Origin of the sequence: Cellulophaga sp. Hel_I_12 (genome assembly GCF_000799565.1) — a bacterium.
In the GTDB taxonomy this organism is placed as follows: domain Bacteria; phylum Bacteroidota; class Bacteroidia; order Flavobacteriales; family Flavobacteriaceae; genus Cellulophaga.
The window spans coordinates 774,878-799,874 of sequence record NZ_JUHB01000001.1 but is presented as its reverse complement, the minus strand read 5'-3'; the positions used below and the strand labels follow the sequence as shown (position 1 = coordinate 799,874).

The 24,997-nt window shown below is 35.2% G+C and carries 27 protein-coding genes and 1 pseudogene; 12 read left to right on the top strand and 16 right to left on the bottom strand.

What is annotated here, in order from left to right; genetic code table 11:
• Window positions 1-10 precede the first annotated feature (10 nt).
• The 4 genes from GQ45_RS03745 to GQ45_RS03730 form a co-directional block, all read right to left on the bottom strand.
• Window positions 11-280 (bottom strand): hypothetical protein, encoded by a 270-nt coding sequence (locus GQ45_RS03745; protein ID WP_047415226.1) that lies wholly within the window; start codon window positions 278-280, stop codon window positions 11-13.
• Between the two features lie 65 nt (window positions 281-345).
• The gene (locus tag GQ45_RS03740) at window positions 346-1,110 is read right to left on the bottom strand and encodes a TIGR02757 family protein (RefSeq protein WP_047415224.1); all 765 of its coding nucleotides are present in this window, start codon (window positions 1,108-1,110) and stop codon (window positions 346-348) included.
• The gene (locus GQ45_RS03735) at window positions 1,107-1,667 is read right to left on the bottom strand and encodes a CPBP family intramembrane glutamic endopeptidase (protein ID WP_052188111.1); all 561 of its coding nucleotides are present in this window, start codon (window positions 1,665-1,667) and stop codon (window positions 1,107-1,109) included. Before GQ45_RS03735 ends, GQ45_RS03740 begins: the two co-directional genes overlap by 4 nt.
• A complete protein-coding gene (locus GQ45_RS03730) occupies window positions 1,664-2,332 on the bottom strand; it encodes an ABC transporter ATP-binding protein (protein ID WP_047415222.1) in 669 nt (222 codons plus the stop codon). The genes GQ45_RS03735 and GQ45_RS03730 overlap by 4 nt, the downstream gene beginning before the upstream one ends.
• A 271-nt stretch (window positions 2,333-2,603) precedes the next feature.
• Between GQ45_RS03730 and folE the strand changes: the two genes are divergently transcribed.
• The gene (gene folE, locus GQ45_RS03725; RefSeq protein ID WP_047415220.1) at window positions 2,604-3,203 is read left to right on the top strand and encodes a GTP cyclohydrolase I FolE; all 600 of its coding nucleotides are present in this window, start codon (window positions 2,604-2,606) and stop codon (window positions 3,201-3,203) included.
• Window positions 3,204-3,459: 256 nt separating this feature from the next.
• Window positions 3,460-3,768: a hypothetical protein gene (locus GQ45_RS03720; protein ID WP_047415218.1), complete on the top strand. Its 309-nt coding sequence runs from the start codon at window positions 3,460-3,462 to the stop codon at window positions 3,766-3,768.
• 85 nt (window positions 3,769-3,853) lie between these two features.
• Here the strand turns inward: GQ45_RS03720 and GQ45_RS03715 are convergent, their stop codons facing one another.
• From GQ45_RS03715 to GQ45_RS03690, 6 genes are all read right to left on the bottom strand, one after another.
• Window positions 3,854-4,171, bottom strand: coding sequence for a DUF6787 family protein (locus tag GQ45_RS03715; protein WP_047415216.1), 318 nt, complete (start codon window positions 4,169-4,171; stop codon window positions 3,854-3,856).
• A 180-nt stretch (window positions 4,172-4,351) separates the two neighbouring features.
• Window positions 4,352-4,810, bottom strand: coding sequence for a DUF6146 family protein (locus GQ45_RS03710; protein ID WP_047419999.1), 459 nt, complete (start codon window positions 4,808-4,810; stop codon window positions 4,352-4,354).
• 102 nt (window positions 4,811-4,912) lie between these two features.
• On the bottom strand, window positions 4,913-5,548 hold the full coding sequence (locus GQ45_RS03705) for a DUF937 domain-containing protein (protein WP_047415214.1): 636 nt from the start codon (window positions 5,546-5,548) through the stop codon (window positions 4,913-4,915).
• A 72-nt stretch (window positions 5,549-5,620) separates the two neighbouring features.
• Entirely contained in the window at window positions 5,621-6,571 is a 951-nt protein-coding gene (locus tag GQ45_RS03700; protein WP_047415212.1) for a D-2-hydroxyacid dehydrogenase, read from the bottom strand.
• Between the two features lie 217 nt (window positions 6,572-6,788).
• Window positions 6,789-7,856 carry a 3-phosphoserine/phosphohydroxythreonine transaminase gene (gene serC / locus GQ45_RS03695; RefSeq protein WP_047415209.1) on the bottom strand — a complete coding sequence of 356 codons (1,068 nt, stop codon included), beginning with the start codon at window positions 7,854-7,856 and terminating at the stop codon, window positions 6,789-6,791.
• A gap of 70 nt (window positions 7,857-7,926) precedes the next feature.
• Complete coding sequence (locus GQ45_RS03690; protein WP_047415207.1) at window positions 7,927-8,994, bottom strand: acyl-CoA reductase; 1,068 nt, start codon at window positions 8,992-8,994, stop codon at window positions 7,927-7,929.
• An 87-nt stretch (window positions 8,995-9,081) separates the two neighbouring features.
• Here GQ45_RS03690 and GQ45_RS03685 point away from each other — a divergent pair, with 87 nt between their 5' ends.
• From GQ45_RS03685 to GQ45_RS18345, 4 genes and pseudogenes are all read left to right on the top strand, one after another.
• Window positions 9,082-9,435, top strand: a complete 354-nt coding sequence (locus tag GQ45_RS03685) for a 4Fe-4S dicluster domain-containing protein (protein WP_047419997.1) — start codon at window positions 9,082-9,084, stop codon at window positions 9,433-9,435.
• Between the two features lie 153 nt (window positions 9,436-9,588).
• Complete coding sequence (ychF, locus tag GQ45_RS03680; protein WP_047415206.1) at window positions 9,589-10,683, top strand: redox-regulated ATPase YchF; 1,095 nt, start codon at window positions 9,589-9,591, stop codon at window positions 10,681-10,683.
• Between the two features lie 197 nt (window positions 10,684-10,880).
• Window positions 10,881-11,537: a DMT family transporter gene (locus GQ45_RS03675; RefSeq protein WP_369798267.1), complete on the top strand. Its 657-nt coding sequence runs from the start codon at window positions 10,881-10,883 to the stop codon at window positions 11,535-11,537.
• A 21-nt stretch (window positions 11,538-11,558) separates the two neighbouring features.
• A pseudogene (locus tag GQ45_RS18345) lies at window positions 11,559-11,789 on the top strand (EamA family transporter); the annotation flags it as partial.
• Between the two features lie 100 nt (window positions 11,790-11,889).
• Here GQ45_RS18345 and GQ45_RS03670 read toward each other — a convergent pair.
• Complete coding sequence (locus GQ45_RS03670) at window positions 11,890-12,186, bottom strand: chaperone modulator CbpM (protein ID WP_047415204.1); 297 nt, start codon at window positions 12,184-12,186, stop codon at window positions 11,890-11,892.
• Complete coding sequence (locus GQ45_RS03665) at window positions 12,186-13,079, bottom strand: DnaJ C-terminal domain-containing protein (RefSeq protein WP_047415202.1); 894 nt, start codon at window positions 13,077-13,079, stop codon at window positions 12,186-12,188. The genes GQ45_RS03670 and GQ45_RS03665 overlap by 1 nt, the downstream gene beginning before the upstream one ends.
• Window positions 13,080-13,298: 219 nt before the next feature.
• On the opposite strand from GQ45_RS03665, the gene GQ45_RS03660 reads away from it, so the two are divergent.
• The 4 genes from GQ45_RS03660 (at window position 13,299) to GQ45_RS03645 (ending at window position 19,344) form a co-directional block, all read left to right on the top strand.
• On the top strand, window positions 13,299-15,155 hold the full coding sequence (locus GQ45_RS03660; protein WP_047415201.1) for a DNA topoisomerase IV subunit B: 1,857 nt from the start codon (window positions 13,299-13,301) through the stop codon (window positions 15,153-15,155).
• Window positions 15,156-15,186: 31 nt separating this feature from the next.
• On the top strand, window positions 15,187-17,871 hold the full coding sequence (locus GQ45_RS03655) for a DNA gyrase/topoisomerase IV subunit A (RefSeq protein WP_047415199.1): 2,685 nt from the start codon (window positions 15,187-15,189) through the stop codon (window positions 17,869-17,871).
• 12 nt (window positions 17,872-17,883) lie between these two features.
• Complete coding sequence (gene mscL, locus GQ45_RS03650; protein WP_047415197.1) at window positions 17,884-18,315, top strand: large conductance mechanosensitive channel protein MscL; 432 nt, start codon at window positions 17,884-17,886, stop codon at window positions 18,313-18,315.
• Between the two features lie 69 nt (window positions 18,316-18,384).
• Window positions 18,385-19,344 carry a sterol desaturase family protein gene (locus GQ45_RS03645; RefSeq protein WP_047415195.1) on the top strand — a complete coding sequence of 320 codons (960 nt, stop codon included), beginning with the start codon at window positions 18,385-18,387 and terminating at the stop codon, window positions 19,342-19,344.
• On the opposite strand, the gene GQ45_RS03640 is transcribed toward GQ45_RS03645, so the two are convergent.
• The 4 genes from GQ45_RS03640 to GQ45_RS03625 form a co-directional block, all read right to left on the bottom strand.
• Window positions 19,337-19,663, bottom strand: coding sequence for a multidrug efflux SMR transporter (locus tag GQ45_RS03640; RefSeq protein WP_047415193.1), 327 nt, complete (start codon window positions 19,661-19,663; stop codon window positions 19,337-19,339). The genes GQ45_RS03645 and GQ45_RS03640 overlap by 8 nt on opposite strands.
• A gap of 11 nt (window positions 19,664-19,674) precedes the next feature.
• On the bottom strand, window positions 19,675-22,068 hold the full coding sequence (locus GQ45_RS03635) for a glycogen debranching protein (protein ID WP_047415191.1): 2,394 nt from the start codon (window positions 22,066-22,068) through the stop codon (window positions 19,675-19,677).
• Between the two features lie 87 nt (window positions 22,069-22,155).
• Complete coding sequence (locus GQ45_RS03630) at window positions 22,156-22,521, bottom strand: hypothetical protein (protein WP_052188110.1); 366 nt, start codon at window positions 22,519-22,521, stop codon at window positions 22,156-22,158.
• 73 nt (window positions 22,522-22,594) lie between these two features.
• Window positions 22,595-22,969, bottom strand: a complete 375-nt coding sequence (locus GQ45_RS03625) for a helix-turn-helix transcriptional regulator (RefSeq protein ID WP_047419993.1) — start codon at window positions 22,967-22,969, stop codon at window positions 22,595-22,597.
• Window positions 22,970-23,251: 282 nt separating this feature from the next.
• Here GQ45_RS03625 and GQ45_RS03620 point away from each other — a divergent pair, with 282 nt between their 5' ends.
• On the top strand, window positions 23,252-24,370 hold the full coding sequence (locus tag GQ45_RS03620; RefSeq protein ID WP_047415189.1) for a M14 family zinc carboxypeptidase: 1,119 nt from the start codon (window positions 23,252-23,254) through the stop codon (window positions 24,368-24,370).
• A 105-nt stretch (window positions 24,371-24,475) separates the two neighbouring features.
• Complete coding sequence (locus GQ45_RS03615; protein WP_047415187.1) at window positions 24,476-24,955, top strand: Lrp/AsnC family transcriptional regulator; 480 nt, start codon at window positions 24,476-24,478, stop codon at window positions 24,953-24,955.
• Window positions 24,956-24,997: the final 42 nt, after the last annotated feature.

The window sequence follows — 24,997 nt, the reverse complement described above, 5'->3', positions numbered from 1 at the left end:
TACTACAATATTAAGGTTTCATAGTCCAAAATAGCAGAAATAATATTAAAATAGTCACAATTAAAGCGATCATAGTGATTCTGAATTCTTCTTGTTTGTAGGTTTTTATTTTTCTTTTTGTAGCGATCATTTGTTCGGGAGTTGCCGTTTTAAAAATTAGTTTTTTACGTTCAACTTTCCTTTTATAATCTTTTTTATTACGCAGCGTTCTTTTCTTTAAAAGCTCCCGATTTGCTTTCAAAGTTTTAATAGCATAAAGCATGTGTCCAGCGCCACTCATGGTAAAAGTTTACATTATTAGTCTCAAAGTCGTTATACGCGTTACATCAGTTGCTAATTAAAAGTCTAGAACTTCTCAAAAACTCCTAAACCAAACAAAGCGAAGTCGTACTTTACAGGATCTAACGGATCTAAGGCACGCAGGGTAGTATCAAGTTCCGCTAGTGCTTTAGCATCATTTTGTTTCCGTTTCAATAATTTTAATTTTCTAGCGACATTTCCAGAATGTACATCTAGTGGGCAAGATAAAGCAGCAGGAGAAATGCTTCTCCATATGCCAAAGTCAACACCGGTACTGTCGTCACGTACCATCCATCGTAAAAACATGTTTATACGTTTGGCCGCCGAGCCTTTTAAAGGGTCCGAAACGTGTTTTGTTGTTCTTTTAGGATGGGGAATTTTAAAAAAAGTTTCTTTAAATCCAGAGATAGCAGGTTGGGTGCTGTTGTTCTGAATATGAGCCTTGAAAGCAGTTTCTAAGCCTTTGTGGTTTGTGTAGATATTTTTTAAACTTTTAATAAAAAATGAAGCATCTTCACCGTTAAAGGTTCTATGGACAAAGGTATCGAAACGTGCTAAATCACCCACCTGATGATTCATGATAAAATCATAGGGCGACTCTTCTAAGAGCGACATCATTTTTTGAGCGTTCGCTATTATACTTTTTCTATTACCCCAGGCAATGGTTGCAGTTAAAAAAGCACTGATTTCTATATCTTCTTTTTTAGTAAACCTATGCGGTATTTGTATGGGGTCACTTTCTAAAAAACTAGGGTGGTTGTATTGCACCACTTTTTCATCTAAAAATAATTTTAATTCTGCTTTTTTCATGAAGTAGCGGTTTCTCCAAATAAGGTAACTAGGAGTAGTGGTAAAAATAAAATGGCATTATGACCGGCATGCAATAAAAACGACCATCGAAGTCCTAATTTAACTCTAATAAAGCCTAAAAATATACCAGCAGAAATTTGCGGAGCAACGAGTAGGGGAGCGAGCCAAAGGTATTCTGTGAAAAGTTCAAAATTAGACAAATGTACAGCACCAAATATAAGGACAGAAGCATAAAAAGCAAATTTAAAATAAGTGCTTTTCTTAAATAAGGCTAAAGGCGCTCTAAACAGCAATTCTTCGACTACAGGAGCTATAATAACCCCCAGTAAAAAGACTAAAAAAATAGAATACTTAGCCAGCATTTCGTCAACACTATGCGCACCTAAATCAATCTTTAATAAAGAAGTAACGCCACCCATAGCTAGTCCTAGAATAAAACTGGAACTTACGGCTAAAATTAAAATTTTATAGAAAATAATTGCTTTTTCCTGCAGCTTTAGGCCTGTATAGCGAGTATAGGTAGGGTTTTTAAAGTAACTCCAAATTTCGTTGATCATAGGGCATCGATCATACGACCATCAACCATAGTCAGTTTGCGATCAGCCATATCTGCTAATTCTTCATTATGTGTAACGATAACAAAGGTCTGCCCAAATTCATCCCGAAGTTTAAAAAAAAGTTGATGTAAATTATCAGCACTTTCGGTATCTAGATTTCCACTCGGTTCATCCGCAAAAATAACAGCTGGGTTATTCACCAAAGCCCTTGCAACTGCAACGCGTTGTTGTTCCCCACCAGAAAGTTCACTAGGTTTATGATGATAGCGATGCGATAAGCCTAAAAAGTCGAGTAATTCTTTAGCTCTTTTTTCAGCTTCAGTTTTGGATGTTTTCTTAATAAAGGCTGGAATGCAAACATTTTCTAATGCGGAGAACTCAGGGAGTAATTGGTGAAATTGAAAAATAAAACCAATATGTTCATTTCTAAATTTCGCTATGTCTTTATCTGATAATAAAGTAACATCAGTATCCTTAATGAATAATTGACTTTCTTTTTTATTCGATTGTTGATCAAGAGTACCTAATATTTGTAAAAGCGTAGTTTTTCCGGCCCCAGATGGCCCTACAATCGAAACTACTTCCCCTTGTTTGATATGAAGATCAACCCCTTTCAAGACCTTTAAATCCCCGTAAAATTTTTCAATATTTTTAGCCTCAATCATTTTTTCAATTAAAATGCTGAAATTACATATTACCAAAGACATAGCAAAATGTAAATTTAGCGGCGTTCTTGTAAGTTTTAATTTTTACTTACTACTAAGCCAAGCAGCATTGTAGGCTAGGTTTAAATTTTATTTTTTAAACTTTTATAGAATTTTTAATTTAATTTGCGAAAATCTTCTGTATTTTTGTTCAACAATAATTAATAAAGAATAAACAAAACAATTTTAAGATACTTAGATAGGTACAGAATTTAAATAAAAAGAAAAATACATGGCGCCATATAGAAAATTTGAAGAATACAATATTGAAATTAGGGATGAAGTAAAAGGTAATTATTCTAGTATAATTAGCGAGATAGGAGAGGATGTTACAAGAGAAGGCTTGTTAAAAACCCCGGAAAGAGCTTCAAAAGCCATGATGTTTTTAACACAAGGGTACCAACAAGATCCAGTAGAAATACTCAAAGGAGCCATGTTTAAAGAAGATTACGATGATATGGTGATCATAAAGGATATTGAACTGTATTCGTTGTGCGAACATCACATGTTGCCTTTTTTCGGCAAAGCACATATTGCCTATATCCCAAACGGACATATTGTAGGGCTAAGTAAAATTCCGCGTGTGGTTGATGTTTTTGCAAGAAGATTACAAGTTCAAGAGCGTTTAACACATGATATTTTGGAGTGCATCAATACAACCTTGAAGCCTAAAGGGGTAGCAGTGGTGATAGAAGCTTCGCATATGTGTATGATGATGCGTGGAGTTCAAAAACAAAACTCTGTAACGACAACCTCAGGATTCAGAGGGCAGTTTGAAAAGCAAGAAACTCGAAATGAATTTTTAAAATTAGTAAGTTCTAGGCTTTCTTAGTCTTGGAGTTTCCTAATGATAAAAAAATCTCAACACTTTTGCTTGAGATTTTTTTTTGGACTTAACTCTGTAATTACGCTCCAGAATTTGGTTTTGAGCTCATTTAAGATGTACGATACACGCTTTAAATTGACCTTATTCGTATAATTTTTATTGTCGCAGCAAAGCTATACAGCTACTAGAAGTTTTTAAATAAGCAAAAAAATGTCTAATTTTCACCTGCCCATAAAAATTCTAAATTACTTCATTGTACAGCATGACAAGCACAAAAAACAAAGATCATAAATTAAGAAACCTGTTTTTAGGATTATTATTCGATGCACTAGGCATGTTATCCTTTGCTATACCAGGCATTGGAGAATTTTCAGACCTCATTTGGGCACCAATTTCTGGCTGGTTGATGACACGCCTTTATAAAGGAAAAATAGGTCAGGTTGCTGGGATTGTTACTTTTATAGAAGAGTTAGTTCCGGGCCTAGATGTTATACCTTCATTTACCTTAATGTGGGTATATACCTATGTTTTAAAGACATCAGGAAAAGATAAAATCATTCGGGTTAAGTAAATAAAACTAAAAAAGGTGAATAGGGTCCAGAACTTAGGTTCACTACATGGTTCTTTTTGAGGAAGGCCAAATAGCTTGGGTTAACTTATTTAAACAAAAAACCCAGGCCTATTCTAGATAACATTTGTTTTTCCATATTCCAGAAAAATCTAAACTGACCGAAAAGCCAACCAAAAAATACCAGTAACACTTGGTAAATGGGGAAAATCACAAGAATACGAATGGTCCAATAAAATACCGAAAAATACCATTCTTGACCAAATAGGTCTCTCGTAAAGCCTATATATTCTAATAATGGTCTGGCAATCTTTAACGATGAGCTACCAGTAATGGCAAAAACTAGTAAAATCACTAGAATGCTAAAATTAGATTCAATACCCCAACGCTCTTTTAATTTCTCCATACCAGCTTTTAATGGTTTGCAAAGATATAATTCTTGAAGTCAATAAAACCTATTCGAGGGGCTAAATTCCTATTATTTTCTACTTGATTTTTGCCTTTTTTCTTCTTGTAGCTGGCAGGGCTTTGTATGAAACGAATCCCCAAAGCTTAGAATATATAGAAAAGTAAAAATAAACAGGGTTTATATACGAGGATAAAAAGTACCAAGTCGCTGATTGTACTTTCTTTGAAAGTAAATAAAGTAATTATATAATTTATAATTTACTTCGTAGCCATAATCTGTATTATACTCATAATTGATGCTAAGCTCATATAAATTTGGGTCATAGCGTTGTGGTTGTAACACACGTTGATTCCATTCTATAACCCAAATATTATTTCTACTTTCTAAATAACTTTGGGAATAAAAGCCTTCGGGTCGTGCAACACTTTGGAGCCAAAAGTTAAAACCGGGTTCAATAATGATTATTTCATAGGTTGTTTCTTCATTAGCAATCCTTATCGTGTCGCCTTTGGTTTCATTAAAAGCAATTTTTTCGTCATCGGTGGGCTGTATTTTATTTTTTGAACTAGAGCAACTGTAATTTACCATTACTAAGCATAGCCAAACAACTGCTGAATAAACCAAGTTTTTTTTCATTATAAAAAATTTAAGCTCCATATTTTGAAGAACTGTTATGAAATTATAAGGTACAAAAAAAGCCGAACATATGTTCGACTTCTGTTTTAATTTCAAAAAAGCTTATTTGCCAAATAGGCCTCCAAGTAAACCACCTAAACCACCTTTCTTCTTAGTGGTGCCCATGACCATGCCAGCTACATCATCTAAAATACTACCGTCGCCATCAGCATCTAATAAAGTGGTAATAAGACTTTGGTTTTGTTGTGGTTGCCCACCTAACATGCTTCCTAAGAGTGTATTCATACCACCCGCGTCGTTGACATTACTTTGAGCAGTTTGCTTGCTTAAAAAGCCCATGACAATAGGAGCTGCAATTTTTAAAATATCGGCAATAGCTCCTGTATCAATCCCAGATTTTTGACTTAATGCATTCTCTACATTCGCTTGTTTATTGCCAAAAACATGTCCAAGAATTCCGGCACCGTCTTTCATGACGCTATCATCAACACCACCTCCAAATAAGCCGCCTAAATTATCTAAAATACTTCCATCGTGCTTATTTCCCTGTAAAGCACTCATCAAACCTTGCGCTCCTTGTGGGGAAGCTACATTTTTTTTCATCGCCCCTAAAATTAAAGGCATTGCCATGCTTAATACTTCACTTGTTTTACCTTCGGACTGACCTGTTTGACCAGCAACGCCGCTAATTAATTGTTTACCCGTTGGGCTGTTCAATAAATCTAATAATCCTGACATTTATATAGTTTTGGTTTATAATAGTATTTCAAGGTACAAAAAAGAAGTAAAATTACTTTGAATTTAGAAACCTTATTTTAACAGTTGAATAATTGTTGTCGCTAACTCTAAACCTATTCTTTCCTGAGCCTCTAGTGTGGCAGCGCCAATATGCGGTGTTAACGATATGTTTGGATGCATTAAAATCCTGATTTCAGGGTTTGGCTCTGATTCATATACATCGAGGCCTGCAAAAGCTACTTTACCTGATTCAAGGGCGTTGACTAAGGCCACCTCATCTAAAACTCCACCACGGGCTGCATTGATAATTCCAACCCCATCTTTCATTAAGTCCATATCACTTTTACCTAAGATATACTGCTTTTGTTGGGGTACATGCAAGGATATAAAATCTGAATTTTTTAAAACCTCTTGCTTTGGGCTGTTTTGCAATGTAAAGGATAAGGATTGTTCGTCAAAAAAAGATAAAGTCAAGGTTTTACTAGCTACTTCAACATCGTGGTATAACACCTTCATGCCTATACCAAGAGCAATTTTTGCCGTGGCTTGTCCTATTTTTCCAAACCCGACGATACCCAAGGTTTTTCCCCTTAATTCTGTTCCTTTGGCGTATCCTTTTTTTAATTCTTTAAACTTACTATCCCCATCTAATGGCATGTTTCGGTTGGCATCGTATAAAAAACGTACACCTCCATATAAATGCGCAAAAACCAACTCAGCGACTGAGTCTGAGGATGCTTCAGGCGTGTTAATGACAGGAATTCCTTTTTGTTCTGCATATTGAACATCAATATTATCCAAACCAACACCACCGCGACCAATTAGTTTTAAGCCAGGACAAGCGTCTATAATCTCTTTTCTTACTTCGGTTGCACTGCGAACCAAAAGAACTTCAATGTTGTGTTGATTGATGTAATTTGCTAATTGTTCTTGGGCCACATGTACCGATAAAACTTCAAATCCGTTTTGTTTTAATTTTTCAATGCCGACTTGTGAAATGCCATCGTTTGCTAATATTCTCATATTTTTTCTTTGTTGGTTTTTGGTTGATGAGTGTTGGTGGTTAGGTTAAAAAAGTAAGCCTATTTCCAAACCCTAACAACGAATAACAATCAACATTTTTTTAGTTATTTACGTCGCGTACGTAAGATATTTTAGGTGTTCTTGATTTGTTACTCGGGATAGGATGATTTCTTCATAAATCACATCTATCCATTAGCACTTAAAACTTAACATTTAGTTACCCTTTTCGTTCCATCTCACTCATAACATCCACTAAAACGCCAACACTATCTATTGGCAGTGCATTATACATAGAGGCTCTATAACCACCGACAGAACGGTGTCCGTTAATTCCACTAATTCCAGCCTCCTTCCATAAGGCGTCAAAAGAATCTTTTAATTTTTCATCGGTAAGGGTAAAGGTAGCGTTCATGATTGATCTATCTTCTTTTTTAGCAAAACCTTGAAAAACAGGATTTAAATCTATTTCAGAATAGATCAATTGTGCCTTTTTCTCATTGATTTCCTCTATGGCTTTAATCCCCCCCAATTTCTTTAACCACTCTAAGTTTAACATAGAAACGTAGATAGCAAAAACGCAAGGCGTATTGTACATGGTGTCTTTTGCATTAATATAAGCGCTGTAATCTAATATTTTCGGTATTTGACGGCTTACCTTCCCTAAAAGCGCTTCTTTGACAATGACAAGGGTAGTTCCTGCAGGACCCATATTTTTTTGTGCCCCTGCATAAATTAAATCAAACTGAGAAAAGTCAATGACTCTCGAGAAAATATCAGAACTCATATCACAAACCAGTGGCACTTTTGTATTTGGAAAACTTTTCATTTGTGTTCCAAAAATAGTGTTATTCGAGGTCACGTGTAGGTAATCTAAATCGTTCGGGATGCCATACATTTTTGGAATATGATTAAAATTCTCTGCTTTAGAAGAGGCCACTTCAACCACTTCACCGAAAATTTTGGCTTCCTTTATGGCGTTATTACTCCAAGTACCTGTATTTAAATAGCCTCCTTTATTTTCAAGAAGATTGTAAGCCACACGAACAAACTCCATACTAGCCCCTCCAGAGAGGTATAAAGCCTGGTAGCCTTTGTTTTCAAGATCTAAAAGCTCTAAGGCCAGAGCTCTTGCTTTTTCTAAGACGCTTACAAATTCTTTACTTCTGTGCGATATTTCGATTAGTGATAATCCCATACCATTAAAATCTTGAACCGCTTCTGAAGCTTTTAATAAAACTTCTTGGGGCAAAATACATGGGCCAGCACTAAAATTATGTTTTTTCATTTGATTTACTTTTTTAAAGTTGCAAAGGTCTTAATTTTTAGGGGATTTTAAGGGCAATCTGACTAAAATTCTAAGAGTTTTTCAATAAGAAGTCAATCGTATCAACACCATCTGCATAATCATTTAAATTAGGTACTTGTGTTTTTCCAAAGGGTATTTCATTTTTTACCACACCGCTAGCCACAATACATTGTATTTTTTCTTCATCAGACTGTAAGTGAATTAGCGCAGCATCTAGGTCTTCATATTTCTCATAACAAAGGGATGCGATGGGTGAGGCATAGCTTTTGTCTTCTTTCAATATAAGGAAGCCATTATCTAATAATTTAAATTCACTCATTAAGTACACAGCTTTATTATAATCGTAATTATTAGCATATTTTACTTGCTCTACGATCGGATGATACTCATAGATAGCCTTAAAAAAAGCGTCGAAGTCATAATTCTTGGGGACCATGAGTTTAGACACACTTCGACATCCTAAGCCGTAATACCGGAAAATGTCTTCACCTAAAGCCTTTAATTGTTCTGGAGATTCCGTTCCTGTTAAAACAGCAACCGAATTTCTATTTTTTCGAATAATGTGTGGTTTGCCTTTAAAATAATGTTCAAAATAACGCGCCGTATTGTTGCTGCCAGTGGCAATTACCATATCAAAACCGGGTAATTTACCTTCCTTAAAAAAAATGGCATCATTAAAACTTGGTTCAAATTTTATTAACATGTCAGCCACAAAAGGTAATAATACGGTATCGTTTGAAGATAGTTTCACTACGGCCTTATGTCCTGTTATTAATACCGAAAGAAAATCATGAAATCCAACCAAGGGGATATTACCCGCCATGATTAAAGCAATGCTTTTAGCCTCACCTTTTGGCATAAAATAATAAGGAGCGATCCAATTTTGAAGCTGTTCTTGATTCAAAACTTTGGCCCAAGAGGCCAAGCTAAATAAAATGTTTTCCCGGTTAAACCATCCATTTTTATGTTTTGCTAAACTTATTTTTTCTTCAAACTCATTAAAAATAGCTCTTTTATGGACTAGGGTATTCTCAATTTTATCTGCCGAATTGCAAAAATCTTTAAAAAAACTACCCAATTTAACAAAAGCTTCTATTCTTGTTGTAAGGTCTGTCATTATATTTGTATAGGATTGTATTAGGTTTTACCTTTGCACAAAAGTATTGATACTGAATTAAATTCAGCACAAAAGAAAAAGAAAATTATGGCAATTATAATAACAGACGAATGTATTAATTGCGGTGCCTGTGAACCAGAGTGCCCGAATACAGCAATATACGAAGGCGCAGACGAATGGCGCTATAGCGATGGCACCTCTTTGAAAGGAAAAATTGTATTACCTAATGGTAAAGAAGTTGATGCTGATGTCGTGCAAGAACCCATTAGTGACGAGATTTATTATATTTCGCCAGATAAATGTACAGAATGTATAGGTTTTCACGAAGAACCTCAATGTGCAGCTGTTTGTCCGGTAGATTGTTGTGTGCCTGATGATAGTCATGTAGAATCGGAAGAAACACTTTCAGGAAAGCAAAAATTTATGCATCCAAACGGATAATAATTTTTATTCGCTGTAAAAATATAATCCTGAGCTTAGGCTCAGGATTATATTTGTTTAAAAGCCACTTATATTAGTAAGAGTAAAACTATATTTGCACTCGCAAATAAAAAAGATTTCCTTAGATAAGGGAACTGAAAAAAACAGCTAGTAATGAAAGCAGGAATCGTAGGCTTACCAAACGTGGGAAAATCCACTTTATTTAATTGTTTATCAAATGCAAAAGCACAAAGCGCAAATTTTCCTTTTTGTACTATAGAACCTAATATAGGTGTGGTAAACGTTCCAGATGCTAGATTGCAAAAACTAGAAGAATTGGTAAACCCTGAGCGCGTATTACCCGCTACTGTTGAGATTGTTGATATTGCTGGTTTGGTAAAAGGTGCTAGTAAAGGCGAGGGTTTAGGAAATCAGTTTTTAGGTAATATTCGTGAAACCGATGCTATTTTGCATGTGTTGCGCTGTTTTGATAATGACAATATTATTCATGTAGATGGTTCTGTAGATCCTATTCGCGATAAGGAAACTATTGATATGGAATTGCAGTTGAAAGATTTAGAAACTGTAGATAAAAAGCTTGAAAAAGTAAAAAGAGCAGCTAAAACAGGCAACAAAGAAGCGCAAAAAGAAGAAGCGGTACTATTGGCTATAAAAAAAGGCTTAGAGGCTGGGATATCCATTAGAGCCATCGAAATAACAAAAGAAGACCGCAAGGAGTTTGTGCATCCTTTACAATTTATTACTGATAAGCCTGTCATGTACGTATGTAATGTTGATGAAGAATCAGCTGTAAATGGTAACGCTTATGTGGATAAGGTAAAAGCAAATGTGGCCAACGAAAATGCTGAGGTTATCTTTTTAGCGGTAGGAACTGAGGCTGATATTACAGAATTGGAGACCTATGAAGAACGCAAAATGTTTCTTGAAGATCTGGGGTTGACAGAGCCAGGTTCTGGAAAACTAATTCGCGGTGCGTATAAATTACTAAACCTAGAAACGTATTTTACGGCAGGTGTAAAAGAAGTACGTGCATGGACCATCCCAGTAGGAGCAACAGCGCCGCAAGCTGCGGGTGTCATCCATACCGATTTTGAAAAAGGTTTTATTCGTGCTGAAGTAATCGCTTATAACGATTATGTTTCATTTGGAAGTGAAACCAAAGTCAAAGAAGCAGGTAAAATGCGCGTGGAAGGTAAGGAGTACATTGTAAAAGACGGCGATGTAATGCACTTTAGATTTAATGTATAGAATCGAAGCCCCCTAACTCCCAATACTTCGACTACGCTCAGTACAAGCGGGGAACTTTAATGCTTTATGGATAGTCAGAAATTTAGATGATTGGATTTTTTTATTGATATATCATTTCAAATCAACATATTTTCAAATTAAATACTACTTCAAAAACTATTTACTAACGACTAACGCATAACAATTAAATAAATAATTTGTTCAGAAAATCATCCGCAGCAAGTTTTGGGGTTATTTGTGCTATTTTTGGTGTGATTCTTTTCTCCGCAAAAGCTGTCATTGTAAAACTAGCGTACCAATATCAGGTAGACTATTTAACCTTGTTGTTATTTAGAATGGTTTTCTCTTTTCCGTTTTATGTAGCCATTGTCTTCTGGACAAAACCATCTGTACCCAAGGCCATTACCAAAAAGGATTGGCTGTGGTTGATTTTCTTCGGGTGTATTGGCTATTATATGGCTAGTTTGTTCGATTTTATGGGTTTGCAATACCTAAAAGCAGGCTTGGAGCGCATTATTTTATTTATTTACCCGACGATTGTAGTCTTACTTTCTTGGGTGTTCTTTAAAAAGAAATTGACTAAGAATCAATCCATAGCTATATTTGTCACTTACATCGGTGTTTTTATTGCTTTTTGGGATGAAATTGGCCTGCAGGGTGAAGAGGTATTATTAGGGGGTGTTTTAATTTTTTTTAGCGCAGTTACCTATGCATCGTATCTTGTCGGAAGCGGCTGGTTAATCCCCAAATTTGGAATGATACAATTCACTTCCTATGCCATGATCGTTTCTACAATCGCAGTATCTATTCACTTTCTATGGCAAGGAAATTATGATTTGTTTCAGTACCCTTAAGAAGTTTATCTCTTAGGGCTATCGATGGCTATATTTTGCACCTTGATTCCTTCATTTTTAGTATCAGCCGCCATAGAACGACTAGGAGCATCTACTTTTTCTATTTTTGGAAGTTTAGGACCTGTGGCCACTATTATCTTGGCATTTATCTTTTTAGATGAACGGATTACCTCACTTCAAGTTCTGGGCATGTGTATCGTGATATTAGGGGTTACCTTAGTTTCTTTAAAAGGGAAAAAGACTTTGAATTAAGTTGAGATATTTAGATTTTCTCCTTCAAATTAGTGCATTATGACTTCCTATTGGCTCAGCAAACCTTATTTTTAAAGGAACATATTTTCAAATTGTCACACTAATCACCTTCAAACAACAATAACTTTTGTTTCAAAACCCTATTCTCCTTTTCTAAATCAGCAATTTTCTGCATTAAATTGTTCAGGGCATCAATGCCTTCTAAATTAATACCTAAATCGTAATGTAAGCGGCGAATTCGTTCTACTTCGGTGATTTCTTCCTCTAAAATATAGCTTTCATTATCAATCGTTGTTAAGCTGATAAAGCCATACTCGTTTAGATTGGCAATAAAACTATGTTCTATTTTTGTTTGAGTGCAATATAACTGCACTAAAATATAATTTTCAGTAGTCATTAGTTTCTCAATTTAGAAAGTTCAACAAATAGTTTTTTCTCTTCTTCCGATAAATTTTCTGGATTTTTAATTTTTAGAGTGATGTATAAATCACCAAAAACGCCCTCTTTTTTATAAACGGGAAGTCCCTTTCCTTTAATTTTTATCTTCTTATCGCTTTGAGTTTCTGGGCTAATAGTCACTTTTATTTTTCCATTGATGGTTTCAAACACCACTTCTTTCCCTAAAATAGCATCGTATAAGCTAATTTCCTCCGTTTTATACAAATCGCTCCCTAAGCGTTTATAAATGGGGTCTTCACTTACCTTAAAAGTAAGGTATAAATCACCCTTGGGACCTCCTTGAAGTCCTTCGCCTCCTTGCCCTTTAATTTTTATGGTTTGACCGTTTTCAACCCCAGCAGGGATCGTAATCCTAATTTTTTTTGAGCCAAGATCAATGACTTGCTTTTGGGTTTTTAAAATATCCTTAAAATTTAAACTCAAAGTGGCATTAAAGTCTTGCCCTTTAAACTGAGTAGTTCGTTGACCACCAGTTCTAGATTGTTGCCCGCCAAACATAGATTCAAAAAAATCAGAAAAATCACGTTCATTTGATCCCTGAGACCCATAGTTGGGTTGGTTTTGACGTGATCGTTGCTGCCTCTCAGCATTTTCAAAGACATCGGCATGTTGCCAGTCTTTTCCGAACTTATCGTATTTTTTACGTTTTTCAGGATCGCTCAATACTTCATTAGCTTCATTAATTTGCTGAAACCTTTCTTTGGCTTTTTCGTCATTGGGGTTTAAATCTGGGTGGTATTTACGAGCCATTTTTCGATAGGCATTTTTGATTTCAGCAGCTTTTGCCTTTTTGTCTAGCCCTAAAATTTGATAGTAATCTACAAACTCCATATAAAGTTTATTTAAATGAACCCCTAAGTTAAGATTTTTAATACGGCTAAAAAATGCTTAAAATCATATATTTTTTAGAAAAAAAATTTATTCTTTTTTTTTACGATGATGAACTATCAACAAAAGGCTTTTATTTATTGTTGATTACTTTCGGTGGCTGTAGTTTTATCTTTCGGCTACACTTGCTATATTAGCGACTCTTTCGAAGAAACTCCACATATGTCAGAAAATACGCAATACAACGAAGATAATATCCGCTCATTAGATTGGAAAGAGCACATTCGTCTGCGTCCCGGAATGTACATTGGTAAGCTTGGCGACGGTTCGTCGGCAGATGACGGTATTTATATTCTCTTAAAAGAGGTAATTGATAACTGTATCGACGAATTTGTGATGGGTTCGGGGAAAACGATAGACATCAGTATTAAAGATAATTTGGTCACCGTTCGCGATTATGGTCGTGGAATTCCGTTAGGGAAAGTGGTTGATGTGGTTTCTAAAATGAATACAGGTGGTAAGTACGATTCAAAAGCCTTTAAAAAGTCGGTCGGATTAAATGGCGTAGGAACCAAAGCTGTAAACGCCTTGTCTACTTTTTTTAAGGTAGAATCGGCAAGAGAGAATAAATTAAAGACCGCTGAATTTCATCAGGGAAATTTAGTGGAGGAAATAGGACCCGAAGAATCGACCAAACGAAAAGGTACCAAGGTGTCTTTTATTCCGGATGAAATAATTTTTAAAAAATATAAGTACCGCAATGAATATATAGAGCGGATGCTTAAAAATTATGTATATCTAAACATTGGATTAACCATAGTTTTTAACGGTGAAAAATTTACTTCAGAAAACGGACTTAAAGATCTTCTTGAGGATAATAATAACATAGACGATATGTTATACCCAGTCATTCACTTAAAAGGGGAAGATATCGAAGTAGCTATTACTCATAGTAAAACACAATACAGCGAAGAATACCACTCTTTTGTTAATGGACAAAATACAACCCAAGGAGGAACGCACCAAGCGGCTTTTCGAGAAGCTATTGCTAAAACTATTCGTGATTTCTACGGTAAAAATTATGACTCTTCCGACATTCGGAAGTCTATTATATCGGCGATAGCCATTAAAGTAACCGAACCTGTTTTTGAAAGCCAGACGAAAACAAAATTAGGATCAACCGATATGGGCGGAAATTTCCCAACGGTTCGTACGTATATCAATGATTTTATTGGCACCAAACTTGACAATTACTTACACAAGAACCCCGATACTGCAGAAAAATTGCAACAAAAAATTATGCAGGCGGAAAAAGAGCGTAAAGAACTCTCTGGGATTCGGAAATTGGCAAGAGACAGAGCTAAAAAATCGAACTTACACAATAAAAAACTTAGAGATTGTCGTGTACATTTGGCGGATATAAAAAATCCTAGGTATTTGGAAAGTACCCTATTTATAACCGAGGGAGATTCAGCCTCGGGATCTATTACCAAATCACGTGATGTAAATACACAGGCTGTTTTTAGCCTTAGAGGTAAGCCTTTAAACTCTTATGGCATGAGTAAAAAAATTGTCTACGAGAACGAAGAGTTTAACTTGTTGCAAGCCGCTCTAAACATAGAAGATTCTATGGAAGATTTACGCTATAACAAAATTGTAATTGCTACCGATGCCGATGTCGATGGTATGCATATTCGCTTGTTATTGATTACGTTTTTCTTACAATTTTTTCCCGAATTAATTAAAGAGAATCATTTGTATATTTTACAAACCCCATTATTCAGGGTCCGGAATAAAAAACAGACTTTTTATTGTTATAGCCCAGAAGAGAAACAAGCAGCGATGGAAGCCTTGTCTGGAAAGCCAGAAATAACTCGTTTTAAAGGGTTAGGGGAGATTTCTCCAGATGAGTTCCAGCATTTTATTGGCGAAGACATTCGTTTGGAACCCGTAATGTTGGATAAAAATATGTCTATCGAAAATTTATTAGAGTTTTATATGGGTAAAAATACCCCTGATCGTCAGAAATTTATTATCGAAAACCTTAAAGTAGAGCTAGATATTATAGAATCTAACTAATTATAAACCATTGTAATACGAATCTTTCTAGATGGAAGAGAACGAAGCGCTGAACGAAGAAAATACAAACGAACAAGAACCTTTAGAATCTCAAGATACAACACAAGATTCCCTTACGAAAGTAACGGGTATGTACAAAGATTGGTTTTTAGATTACGCCTCTTACGTCATCTTAGAGCGTGCTGTACCTGCTATTGAAGATGGCTTTAAGCCGGTGCAGCGCAGAATTATGCACTCGCTCAAGGAACTTGATGATGGTCGGTACAACAAAGTAGCCAATGTCGTAGGCCATACCATGCAGTATCACCCCCACGGTGATGCTAGTATTGCCGATGCCATGGTACAGATAGGTCAAAAAGATTTATTAATCGACACTCAGGGGAACTGGGGTAACATTTTAACAGGTGATGGCGCAGCAGCATCCCGTTATATTGAGGCTCGATTGTCTAAATTTGGTTTAGAGGTTGTTTTTAGCCCTAAAATAACCGAATGGCAATCTTCTTATGATGGTCGTAAAAAAGAACCAGTAAATTTACCCGTTAAATTTCCATTATTATTAGCCCAAGGTGCAGAAGGAATTGCCGTGGGGCTTTCTACCAAAGTACTTCCACATAACTTTATAGAGCTTATAGATTCGTCTGTTAAATATTTAAAAGGACAGAAATTCACCATTTACCCCGATTTTCCAACGGCGGGAATTATAGATATTTCTGGATATAATGATGGACTTAGAGGAGGGAAAATAAGAGTTCGTGCCAAAATATCTCAATTAGACAAGAATACACTGGTTATTAATGAAATACCTTATGGCACTAATACCTCTACTTTAATAGATTCTATCCTAAAAGCGAATGATAAGGGAAAAATAAAGGTTAAAAAAATAGAAGATAATACCGCCGCAGATGTAGAAATTTTAATTCATTTACCTTCCGGATTGTCGCCTGATAAAACCATAGATGCCTTGTATGCTTTTACAGCTTGTGAATCTTCAATTTCACCTCTAGGATGTATTATAGAAGATAACAAACCACTTTTTATTGGTGTAACCGAAATGTTACAGCGTTCTACAGATTACACTGTAGAGTTGCTAAAGCGAGAGCTAGAAGTGCAATTAAGTGAATTGGAAGAACAATGGCACTTTTCTTCCTTAGAGCGCATTTTTATTGAAAAACGTATCTATCGTGATATTGAAGAAGAAGAAACATGGGAAGGTGTTATTCAGGCCATTGACAAAGGCTTGACTCCCTTCACCAAGCATCTAAAGCGTGTGGTTACCGAAGATGATATTGTTCGATTAACCGAAATTAGGATTAAACGCATTTCGAAATTTGATATTGACAAAGCGCAGCAACTTATTGATAGTCTTGAAGAAAGAATAGCCCAAGTAAAGCACGACTTAGCGAATTTAGTAGACTTTGCAATTGCCTATTTTAAAGATTTAAAAACAAAATACGGTAAAGGTCGCGAGCGTAAATCTGAGATTCGCGTATTTGATGATATTGAAGCTACGAAAGTAGTGATTCGTAACACGAAACTTTATGTGAATAGGGAGGAAGGTTTTGTGGGAACTTCATTAAAGCGTGATGAATATGTAGATGATTGTAGTGATATCGATGATATTATTATCATGACTAAAAGTGGTGAAATGATGGTCACTAAAGTAGATGCTAAAACGTTTGTCGGGAAAAACATTATTCATGTGGCTGTCTTTAAGAAAAAAGACAAAAGAACCATCTACAACATGGTGTATAAAGATGGCAAAAACGGCCCCAGTTATATTAAACGGTTTAACGTAACAAGCATTACTAGGGATAAAATCTACGATTTGACCAACGGAAATCCGAATTCGGATGTGCTTTATTTTTCTGAAAATCCAAATGGAGAAGCAGAAGTTGTTACGGTACTTTTGCGCCAAGCTGGAAGTATCAAGAAGTTGAAATGGGATCTTGATTTTTCAGATGTCTTAATCAAAGGGAGGGCATCAAAGGGTAATATTGTTACAAAATATGCGGTGAAGCGCATAGAGCTAAAAGAAAAGGGTGTTTCTACCTTAAAACCTAGAAAAATTTGGTTCGATGAAGTAGTACGCAGATTAAATGTGGACGGCAGAGGAGAATTGTTGGGTGAATTTAAAGGCGAAGATTTATTGCTGATTGTAACGCAAAAAGGAATTGCAAAAACAATTTTACCAGAACTAACGGCCCATTTTGATGAAGATATGATTGTCTTAGAAAAATGGAATCCCAATAAGCCTATATCGGCCATTTATTACGATGGAGAAAAAGAGCGGTATTATGTAAAACGCTTTTTAATTGAATCGGAAAATAGGGAGGATTTGTTTATTTCTGAACACCCCAAATCGGTTTTAGAGTTGGTTTCTACGGATTGGAGACCTGTTATAGAATTAGAGTTTGTGAAGCAAAAAGGAAAAGATGTAAAACCAAATCAGACTATTGATATTGAAGACTTTATAGCGATTAAAGGAATTAAAGCTTTAGGAAATCAATTGACTACAGATAAGATCAAGAACTTGAATGCTTTAGCGCCTTTGGCCTATGTTGAAGAAGAAGTGGTAGAAACTAACGATATTGAGGTTGTGGATGAGGAGGCTATTTCTGAAGAAAAAAGTACAGACAAAAATGCACCGGCTGATGATGTGGAGGCTCCGAAAAAGAAAAAACCAAATGATGATGACAGTCAACCTACCTTATTTTAAAAATAGCTTAATGTGAAAAGTTTTTTTAGAGAGTTTAAAAGTTTTGCCATAAAGGGAAATTTAATGGATATGGCTATTGGTATCATCATTGGAACCGCATTTAACAGTGTGGTCAATGTTTTGGTAAAAAAAATTATTATGCCACCCTTGTCTTTATTTACAGACGATGTAAATCTTCAGGCCAAAAAGTATGTATTACGAGCGGCTACAGAGGCTAGTGAAGAAGTAGCTATTGGTTATGGAGAAATGATAGAGGTTGTTATTGATTTTTTTATAGTTGCTCTAACCATTTTTGTAGTTGTTAAATTTTTCAATAGGTTTAAATCAAAATCTGAAGATCCTAAAAACACTACGGTTGAAACACCTAAAGATATTCAGCTGTTATCGAACATGGAAAAACTTCTGGAAGAGCAAAATAAATTACTAAGAGAAACTAGAAAATAATTTAAAAGATTAAACAAACTGTTATTTTAAAGTGAATAGTAGTATTTTTAGAAAAAAAATTGAATTTCTATGGATTTAACAAACCCCCTTGTTTACGGTGCGCCTTGTTTTATTATTTTTATTTTATTAGAATTAACGTACAGTAAAACACACGAGGAGCATCATGATTTATACGACTGGAAAGATTTATTTGCAAGTGGTTTTATGGGTGTTGGCTCAGCCATACTTGCTGCTTTGTTAAAAGTGGTTTCGGCCATTTTTATTTTTACCCTTGTATATGAGCTTTTTAACCCTGAAGTTGCTGGAGTTCGAATGAATATTTTAGGCTATGCCTCTTTTGGGTATGCTTGGTATATTTGGGTTCTCTGTCAATTAGCAGACGACTTCACCTATTATTGGTTCCATAGGGCTAACCATGAAATTAGAATTTTATGGGCGGCGCATATTGTACACCATTCTTCTGATAATTTTAATTTAGGAACAGCTGTTCGCAATGGTTGGTTTACACTTTTGTATAAGCCTTTATTCTACATGTGGCTGCCCGCGATTGGTTTTCCGCCAGAAATGGTGGTATTTTGTTTAGGTATTGAGGCTCTATGGCAATTTCAATTACATACGGTTTTACTTCCAAAATTGGGTATTTTTGAGAAATTTATGAATACCCATACCATGCATCAGGTGCATCATGCGCAGAATGTAGAATATTTAGATAAAAATCACGGTGGATTTTTAAATATTTTCGATAGAATGTTTGGAACCTGGTTGCCACTCGATGATGGTATTGATGTAAAGTACGGGGTGATCCATGCGCCTAACTCTAATAACCCTATTGTTATTTTAACCCACGAGTTTAAGGATATTTGGAATGACTTAAAAAAATCACCCAAACTGTCACATAAATTAATGTACATATTTGGTCCTCCTGGCTGGAGTCATGACGGCAGTACTATGACTGTAAAGCAACAGCAAAGAATGTTTAAAGAGCAAAAATCAATGAATCCTGAAATGGCGTATAGCAGGCCTAATTAGCGCTCAATTTAAGTCCTACAATAGATGCTATTAAAGTGGTTAAAAAAAATAATCGCCAGAAATCTGCGGGTTCTTTAAAAACAAATATGCCCATTAAAACAGTGCCAACCGCACCAATACCTGTCCAAACAGCATAAGCGGTTCCTATGGGTAGGTCTCGGGAGACTTTCACAAGGAGCAACATACTTATAACTAAACATACAAGAAAGCCAAAATACCAATAGCTTGCAGTAGCCCCTGTTGATTCTTTTGCTTTGCCTAGGCATGAGGCAAAACCAACTTCAAACAGTCCTGCAATAATGAGTAAAAACCAATTCATAGGTATTTAAATTAATAGCTTAAAACAATGTCTACGCTTTTTTCATTGGTTTCAAAAACAAATTGGCCATTTGAAACGGTAGGTTTTATGGTGCTTTTAAGGATTTGATACTTTTTTTGTCCCGTTTTTTCTGGCAAAATTACAATTAAATCCCAATCAGGATTTTCTTGGGTGACCTTTAAGTGCAATTGATTGTTTTTTTTAGTGTAAAAAACAGCAATTGAATTGTCGGACACAATGACGTTTTCCAAAGAAGCTTCTTGCCAATCATCCGGCATTTGTGGTTTAATTATTATTTTTTTCTGAGCAGCCTGCGGTTGAATGCCAAAAAATTGTTTGACAATCGGGGTGGCAAAGCTATAGATGTTCCAAGCCTGGGTGATCATTCCGTAATCAGGAGAAACTTCATACATACTACCGGGTAGTGCATAACTAAAGGTTCTTGACATGCGTTTTAAATAATTTAACGCTTGGTTAGGTCGGCCGTAATTATTCTCAGCAACAGCTTGCACGCCTGTGGGTAAAGTCATAACAGCTCCGGTATACGAAAAGATTTTGCTTCCTTTAAAAGAATCCTTGTCAGATCCTGCAGATTCGTCTCTGTCTATTCCGGTTACGAAGACTCCAAAAGGGTTCACAAATTGATTAGCGGTATTTAAAGCTCTAATGGCCTTTTCTTGATCCGCAATTTGCATTTCCATAGGCGTATTTACCACCCAATTATGATGTAAAACAAAAGGTCTGGGTTTCTTGGAAGGACTGGCTAAAAGTGATGCTCTAGTTTGTAATAGTTCTGCCACTGACCAAGGTTTTTTCAAGGTATCTGCTCTTACGATAGCGTCTTCAATTAAATGCAAAGCTTGCTGGTCTGTTCCTATAAAATCGGCAAAAGAGTTAAACTCTTCGGACCAAAATTCGGAATTAATTTTCTCTTTTAAAATAGTTGCTATTTTTTTGTATCTCTGATTTAATTCTTTTTTTCCGAGAATTTCGGCCATTTTTGAAGCATCATCAAATGCTTTTTGAGAATAGGTAGCAACGTCAATCATTTCACTATCCAACCCGTGAATTTCCATCATGCCAAAACCATCTGGAAATAAATTACCAGTGGCATCATTTTCTTTTAACAACCAAGTTAGCCCCTTTTCAATCGTCGGAAAATACTTTTTTAGAAATTCAATATCTCCATTCCATTGGTAAATTTCCCAAATCAAAGAAGCAAATTGCGGAGTTTCATTTATATTACCTTTATTGAATACAGCTCCATTAGTAGATACTTCGTGTATAATTCGTCCATTGCCATTCGTAACTTCTGATAGGCTATCTAAAAGTTTTATAGTATTGTATACTGCTTCCGTTTGACCAACGGCCATATATCCTTTCAAGGCATATTCACTATCAACCCCGAACCACCAAGGATAATCTGGGATTCCTGCACTAATACCACTTCCTATTTCAGGGACGGTTCTTACCAACCAGTCTGAATTATATTTTAGCCATTCAAAGGTTTCTTGTAATTGTTTATCGGGAATAGTTAATTTGCTTCGAGAAGCAATTTTCTGGTATCGAGCTTGTTTTTCTTTAAAATAGACGAGACTATTTTCTTTAAGATTTTTATAGGTAGCTAATGCTTTATCCTTAGACGTGTATGAACCAGCTATGATAAATTCTATGGTCTGTTCTTCATTACCTGATACATTTAGGTCATAACTAAGTGTAGCCGATGTTCCTTTACCGGAATAGGGATAAGGCGAAATATGCTGACTTGAAAGTTTACTAGATGAACCAAAAGTTACATACCACGGCTGTAAAGAATCTTTCATCACCCAACTATGATTTTCAGAATGAAACTCGCTTTCATCAGCAGTATCTATCATATCAGTCCGTTCGCCCAGCCATGTAGGCCGCAAATCGCTAGATCCTGTAAAATGAAATGTAAAATTTTGTACTTTATGATCTAGGTTTTTAATGATAAATTGAATCACAAGCCCTTCTTGATCGTCGGGAACAAACTGCCAACGCTCGATAGCTAACTTATTATTTTCTAAATTGTAAAAATGACGGTTCCCAAAAGGATAATTCGTAAATGAGTCTGCTTCTTTTAGTGGGATTAACTGGTTCTCTATATTTAAATCAACTTCAAAACCATCCATTAATTTAATGGGGTGGTTCCAGATACCGCCCATTTCCCCCGCAATATGCCATCCAAGCTCAGGAAACGTTCCGTTTTGATGCCCAACCATATAAACTCTATTGCCAGCAGTTACAAACGGTGAATTTAAATATTGAGATTTTCCAATAATACTGGGACTGTTTTTACTGAGCGTTGCGAAAGTATCCTTTTTTGGAACCTCTTTACATGCAAAAAGTAGGGTTATACTTATAAAGAGATAAATTGATTTCATTTAAAAATGTTTTCTATAAAACTAACTTAAAAAAAGGACAATTTATAAGGGTAAAACAAAACTATACGGCAATAAAGAACTTAAAAGCTATTCAGCAACCTTAATAGCTACTCCTTTTCCTTTGTTGGTTTTGCCTACCAAGCCATATTCAAAAGTATAAGAATCTGAGCTTGTAGCGAGTATTTTGTAATGAATAGGAGATCCCTTATCGCTGGGTTGTAAAACGAACTCACAATTGTTTAACCAGCGCACAGTGGCTGTGTCGATCACATTTTCATAGCTTTCAATGCTGTATTGCTCAGTTCTTTTAAAATGGCTCTTTTTTAAAACACCATCCACTTCGTATTCAAAAGTAAACTCACCTGTTTTAAAGCTTTCGCAATTGCGTTCTGGTTGAAAGCATGCCGTTAAAAAAAACACTGAAAAAACACTGATAAATAATCGATTTGCCATACGGCAAAAATAAAGAATTTTTCTGGCTTGCACCTACAACAAGCATCGAATCTATAGTTTGTTTTGAATGTATTTATGGATGGTAACTTTCAAAGCTTCCGTTATCATAAAAAAGAATCACCTTTTCAACATTCTTTTTGGAATTTGTTTTTGTAAGAGATTTTTCTTCTGAAATTTTTGCACTCGCTTTCATGGGAGTAGGTGTACTTGGTTTTTCCTCTTTATGCGGAAATGACCCTTTCCCATATAATAGCCAGTATAAATTTACCTCAGCAAAGCTGTCTACTATTTTCAAAACAAATTCTAAGCTTGGCTTGTTTCTGCCCGATAATAAATGCGAAATACTAGATCGCTGCACATCAATCTTATCCGCAAAAGAAGATGCGGTTAAACTATAAAAGTCTACTATTTTTTCGATTCTTTTTATAAACTCTTCGGAATTTACCATTGTCATTTTTTTCTGGGGTATTAGCACCTAGTTAGGCCCTTTAATTCATTTCATCAGCAATAATAGTTTAAACTTAAAAAATAGATAAACGTATTTAAATAGTTGAAAGTAAATAACATAAAAAACTAGTATAAATTTTAAGCATAGCCTGTTAAATTACTGTTTACAAATGTATAATAAATGCCGCAATTTACCCCTTTTTATGTTTACAATTGTATATTATATAGTTTACAATTGTAAATAAAATTGAGCTTACTTTTGTTCTTAAATTTTAAGGAATTCATGACGAATTATAAAACTACTCAAGAGACTATTAAGGTAAAAACCATTCAAGGACGTTACATTACGAATGACCATGTTTTTCCTTTTTTAGACGAGCTATCAGACTTGTTTTTGATAGAAACTATTGGGCTGTCTGTTTTAGGCAAAACGATAAAATCGGTCACTTTTGGATCTGGAGCTACTAAAATATTGATGTGGTCTCAAATGCATGGCAATGAGTCGACAAGCACCAAAGCCGTTCTTGACTTTATTAATTTTATGCAAGCATCATCAGATGTAGCGCTTAGCTTATTGCAACAATGTACTTTTAAGGTCATTCCTATTTTAAATCCTGATGGAGCACAAGTATATACAAGAGTAAACGCCAACCAGGTAGATTTAAATAGAGATGCACAAACGAGAACGCAACCAGAAAGCATTATACTTCGAAATACCTATGACATATTTAAACCAAATTATTGTTTTAATCTTCATGACCAACGTACTATTTTTAATGTAGGGGATAGCCAAAAACCCGCTACAGTATCTTTTCTTGCGCCATCACACGACGACCTGCGGAGTATATCAGCATCAAGAGCAGTTAGTATGCAACTTATAGTTGCCATGAATCAAGAACTACAACAGTATATTCCAAATCAAATTGGTAGGTATGATGATGGCTTTAACGCTAATTGCGTTGGTGATACGTTTCAAATGTTAAATACACCTACAATTTTATTTGAGTCAGGCCATTTTGCAAATGATTATGTACGGGAAGAAACCAGAATTTATATTTTTTGTGCCTTGTTAAAAGCTGTAGAAGTTATTGGAGCTGACAACATCGATGCGTATGCTCAAAACGAATATTTTCAAATTCCGGAAAACGGAAAACAATTTTATGATCTCTTGATAAAGAATGCGAACCTCATTAATTCCAAATTTTCTGCGGGCACCGATATAGGTGTCTTGTTTCAGGAAACCCTAGTCGATGGAACGCTAAAGTTTATCCCCGAAATAGCGTATCGTGGTAATCTAGATGGGTATTATGGGCACCAAACCTTTAATTGCATGATAGATGATGAATTAAATAGCCTAAAAACGAACATCGAGGTCTTTAATTTACTCTTGTCTATTGAATAATTTTTTTGAATACTATTAAATCTTTACGTATTTGTTAAAATAATTAAACTTTTATTGAGTTTAATTTCTTAATTCGTTACTTTTGCACAAAATAATACGCTCAAAATGGGAAAAGTAAAATTAGATGAAATAGATCACCAAATTCTGGATATGTTAATAGACAATACCAGAACACCGTTTACGGATATCGCCAAAAAACTTTTAATTTCGGCAGGTACAGTTCATGTACGTGTTAAGAAAATGGAAGAAGCAGGTATCATAAAGGGCTCTTCTTTAACCTTAGATTATGTAAAATTGGGTTATTCTTTTATTGCTTATGTTGGTATTTTCTTGGAAAAAACACATCAAACTAAATTTGTTTTAGAGCGCTTAAATCAAATTCCAAATGTAACTGTGGCGCATATTACCACAGGAAAATTTAATATTTTCTGTAAAATAAGAGCCAAAGATACCAATCATGCAAAAAATATCATTTTTAAAATTGACGATATTGATGGTATTAGCAGAACAGAAACTATGATTTCATTAGAAGAAAGTATCAACGACAAAAAACGTTTGATGCATACTATTTTTAATGAAATGTAATAGTCGTAGTGTATAACATTCTTTAAAATCCTGAACGCAACA

Coding starts and splice junctions, on each gene's coding strand:
- GQ45_RS03745 (WP_047415226.1), bottom strand. CDS start 280: ATGAGTGGCGCTGGACACATGCTTTATGCTATTAAAACTTTGAAAGCA.
- GQ45_RS03740 (WP_047415224.1), bottom strand. CDS start 1,110: ATGAAAAAAGCAGAATTAAAATTATTTTTAGATGAAAAAGTGGTGCAA.
- GQ45_RS03735 (WP_052188111.1), bottom strand. CDS start 1,667: ATGATCAACGAAATTTGGAGTTACTTTAAAAACCCTACCTATACTCGC.
- GQ45_RS03730 (WP_047415222.1), bottom strand. CDS start 2,332: ATGATTGAGGCTAAAAATATTGAAAAATTTTACGGGGATTTAAAGGTC.
- folE (WP_047415220.1), top strand. CDS start 2,604: ATGGCGCCATATAGAAAATTTGAAGAATACAATATTGAAATTAGGGAT.
- GQ45_RS03720 (WP_047415218.1), top strand. CDS start 3,460: ATGACAAGCACAAAAAACAAAGATCATAAATTAAGAAACCTGTTTTTA.
- GQ45_RS03715 (WP_047415216.1), bottom strand. CDS start 4,171: ATGGAGAAATTAAAAGAGCGTTGGGGTATTGAATCTAATTTTAGCATT.
- GQ45_RS03710 (WP_047419999.1), bottom strand. CDS start 4,810: ATGAAAAAAAACTTGGTTTATTCAGCAGTTGTTTGGCTATGCTTAGTA.
- GQ45_RS03705 (WP_047415214.1), bottom strand. CDS start 5,548: ATGTCAGGATTATTAGATTTATTGAACAGCCCAACGGGTAAACAATTA.
- GQ45_RS03700 (WP_047415212.1), bottom strand. CDS start 6,571: ATGAGAATATTAGCAAACGATGGCATTTCACAAGTCGGCATTGAAAAA.
- serC (WP_047415209.1), bottom strand. CDS start 7,856: ATGAAAAAACATAATTTTAGTGCTGGCCCATGTATTTTGCCCCAAGAA.
- GQ45_RS03690 (WP_047415207.1), bottom strand. CDS start 8,994: ATGACAGACCTTACAACAAGAATAGAAGCTTTTGTTAAATTGGGTAGT.
- GQ45_RS03685 (WP_047419997.1), top strand. CDS start 9,082: ATGGCAATTATAATAACAGACGAATGTATTAATTGCGGTGCCTGTGAA.
- ychF (WP_047415206.1), top strand. CDS start 9,589: ATGAAAGCAGGAATCGTAGGCTTACCAAACGTGGGAAAATCCACTTTA.
- GQ45_RS03670 (WP_047415204.1), bottom strand. CDS start 12,186: ATGACTACTGAAAATTATATTTTAGTGCAGTTATATTGCACTCAAACA.
- GQ45_RS03665 (WP_047415202.1), bottom strand. CDS start 13,079: ATGGAGTTTGTAGATTACTATCAAATTTTAGGGCTAGACAAAAAGGCA.
- GQ45_RS03660 (WP_047415201.1), top strand. CDS start 13,299: ATGTCAGAAAATACGCAATACAACGAAGATAATATCCGCTCATTAGAT.
- GQ45_RS03655 (WP_047415199.1), top strand. CDS start 15,187: ATGGAAGAGAACGAAGCGCTGAACGAAGAAAATACAAACGAACAAGAA.
- GQ45_RS03645 (WP_047415195.1), top strand. CDS start 18,385: ATGGATTTAACAAACCCCCTTGTTTACGGTGCGCCTTGTTTTATTATT.
- GQ45_RS03640 (WP_047415193.1), bottom strand. CDS start 19,663: ATGAATTGGTTTTTACTCATTATTGCAGGACTGTTTGAAGTTGGTTTT.
- GQ45_RS03635 (WP_047415191.1), bottom strand. CDS start 22,068: ATGAAATCAATTTATCTCTTTATAAGTATAACCCTACTTTTTGCATGT.
- GQ45_RS03630 (WP_052188110.1), bottom strand. CDS start 22,521: ATGGCAAATCGATTATTTATCAGTGTTTTTTCAGTGTTTTTTTTAACG.
- GQ45_RS03625 (WP_047419993.1), bottom strand. CDS start 22,969: ATGGTAAATTCCGAAGAGTTTATAAAAAGAATCGAAAAAATAGTAGAC.
- GQ45_RS03620 (WP_047415189.1), top strand. CDS start 23,252: ATGACGAATTATAAAACTACTCAAGAGACTATTAAGGTAAAAACCATT.
- GQ45_RS03615 (WP_047415187.1), top strand. CDS start 24,476: ATGGGAAAAGTAAAATTAGATGAAATAGATCACCAAATTCTGGATATG.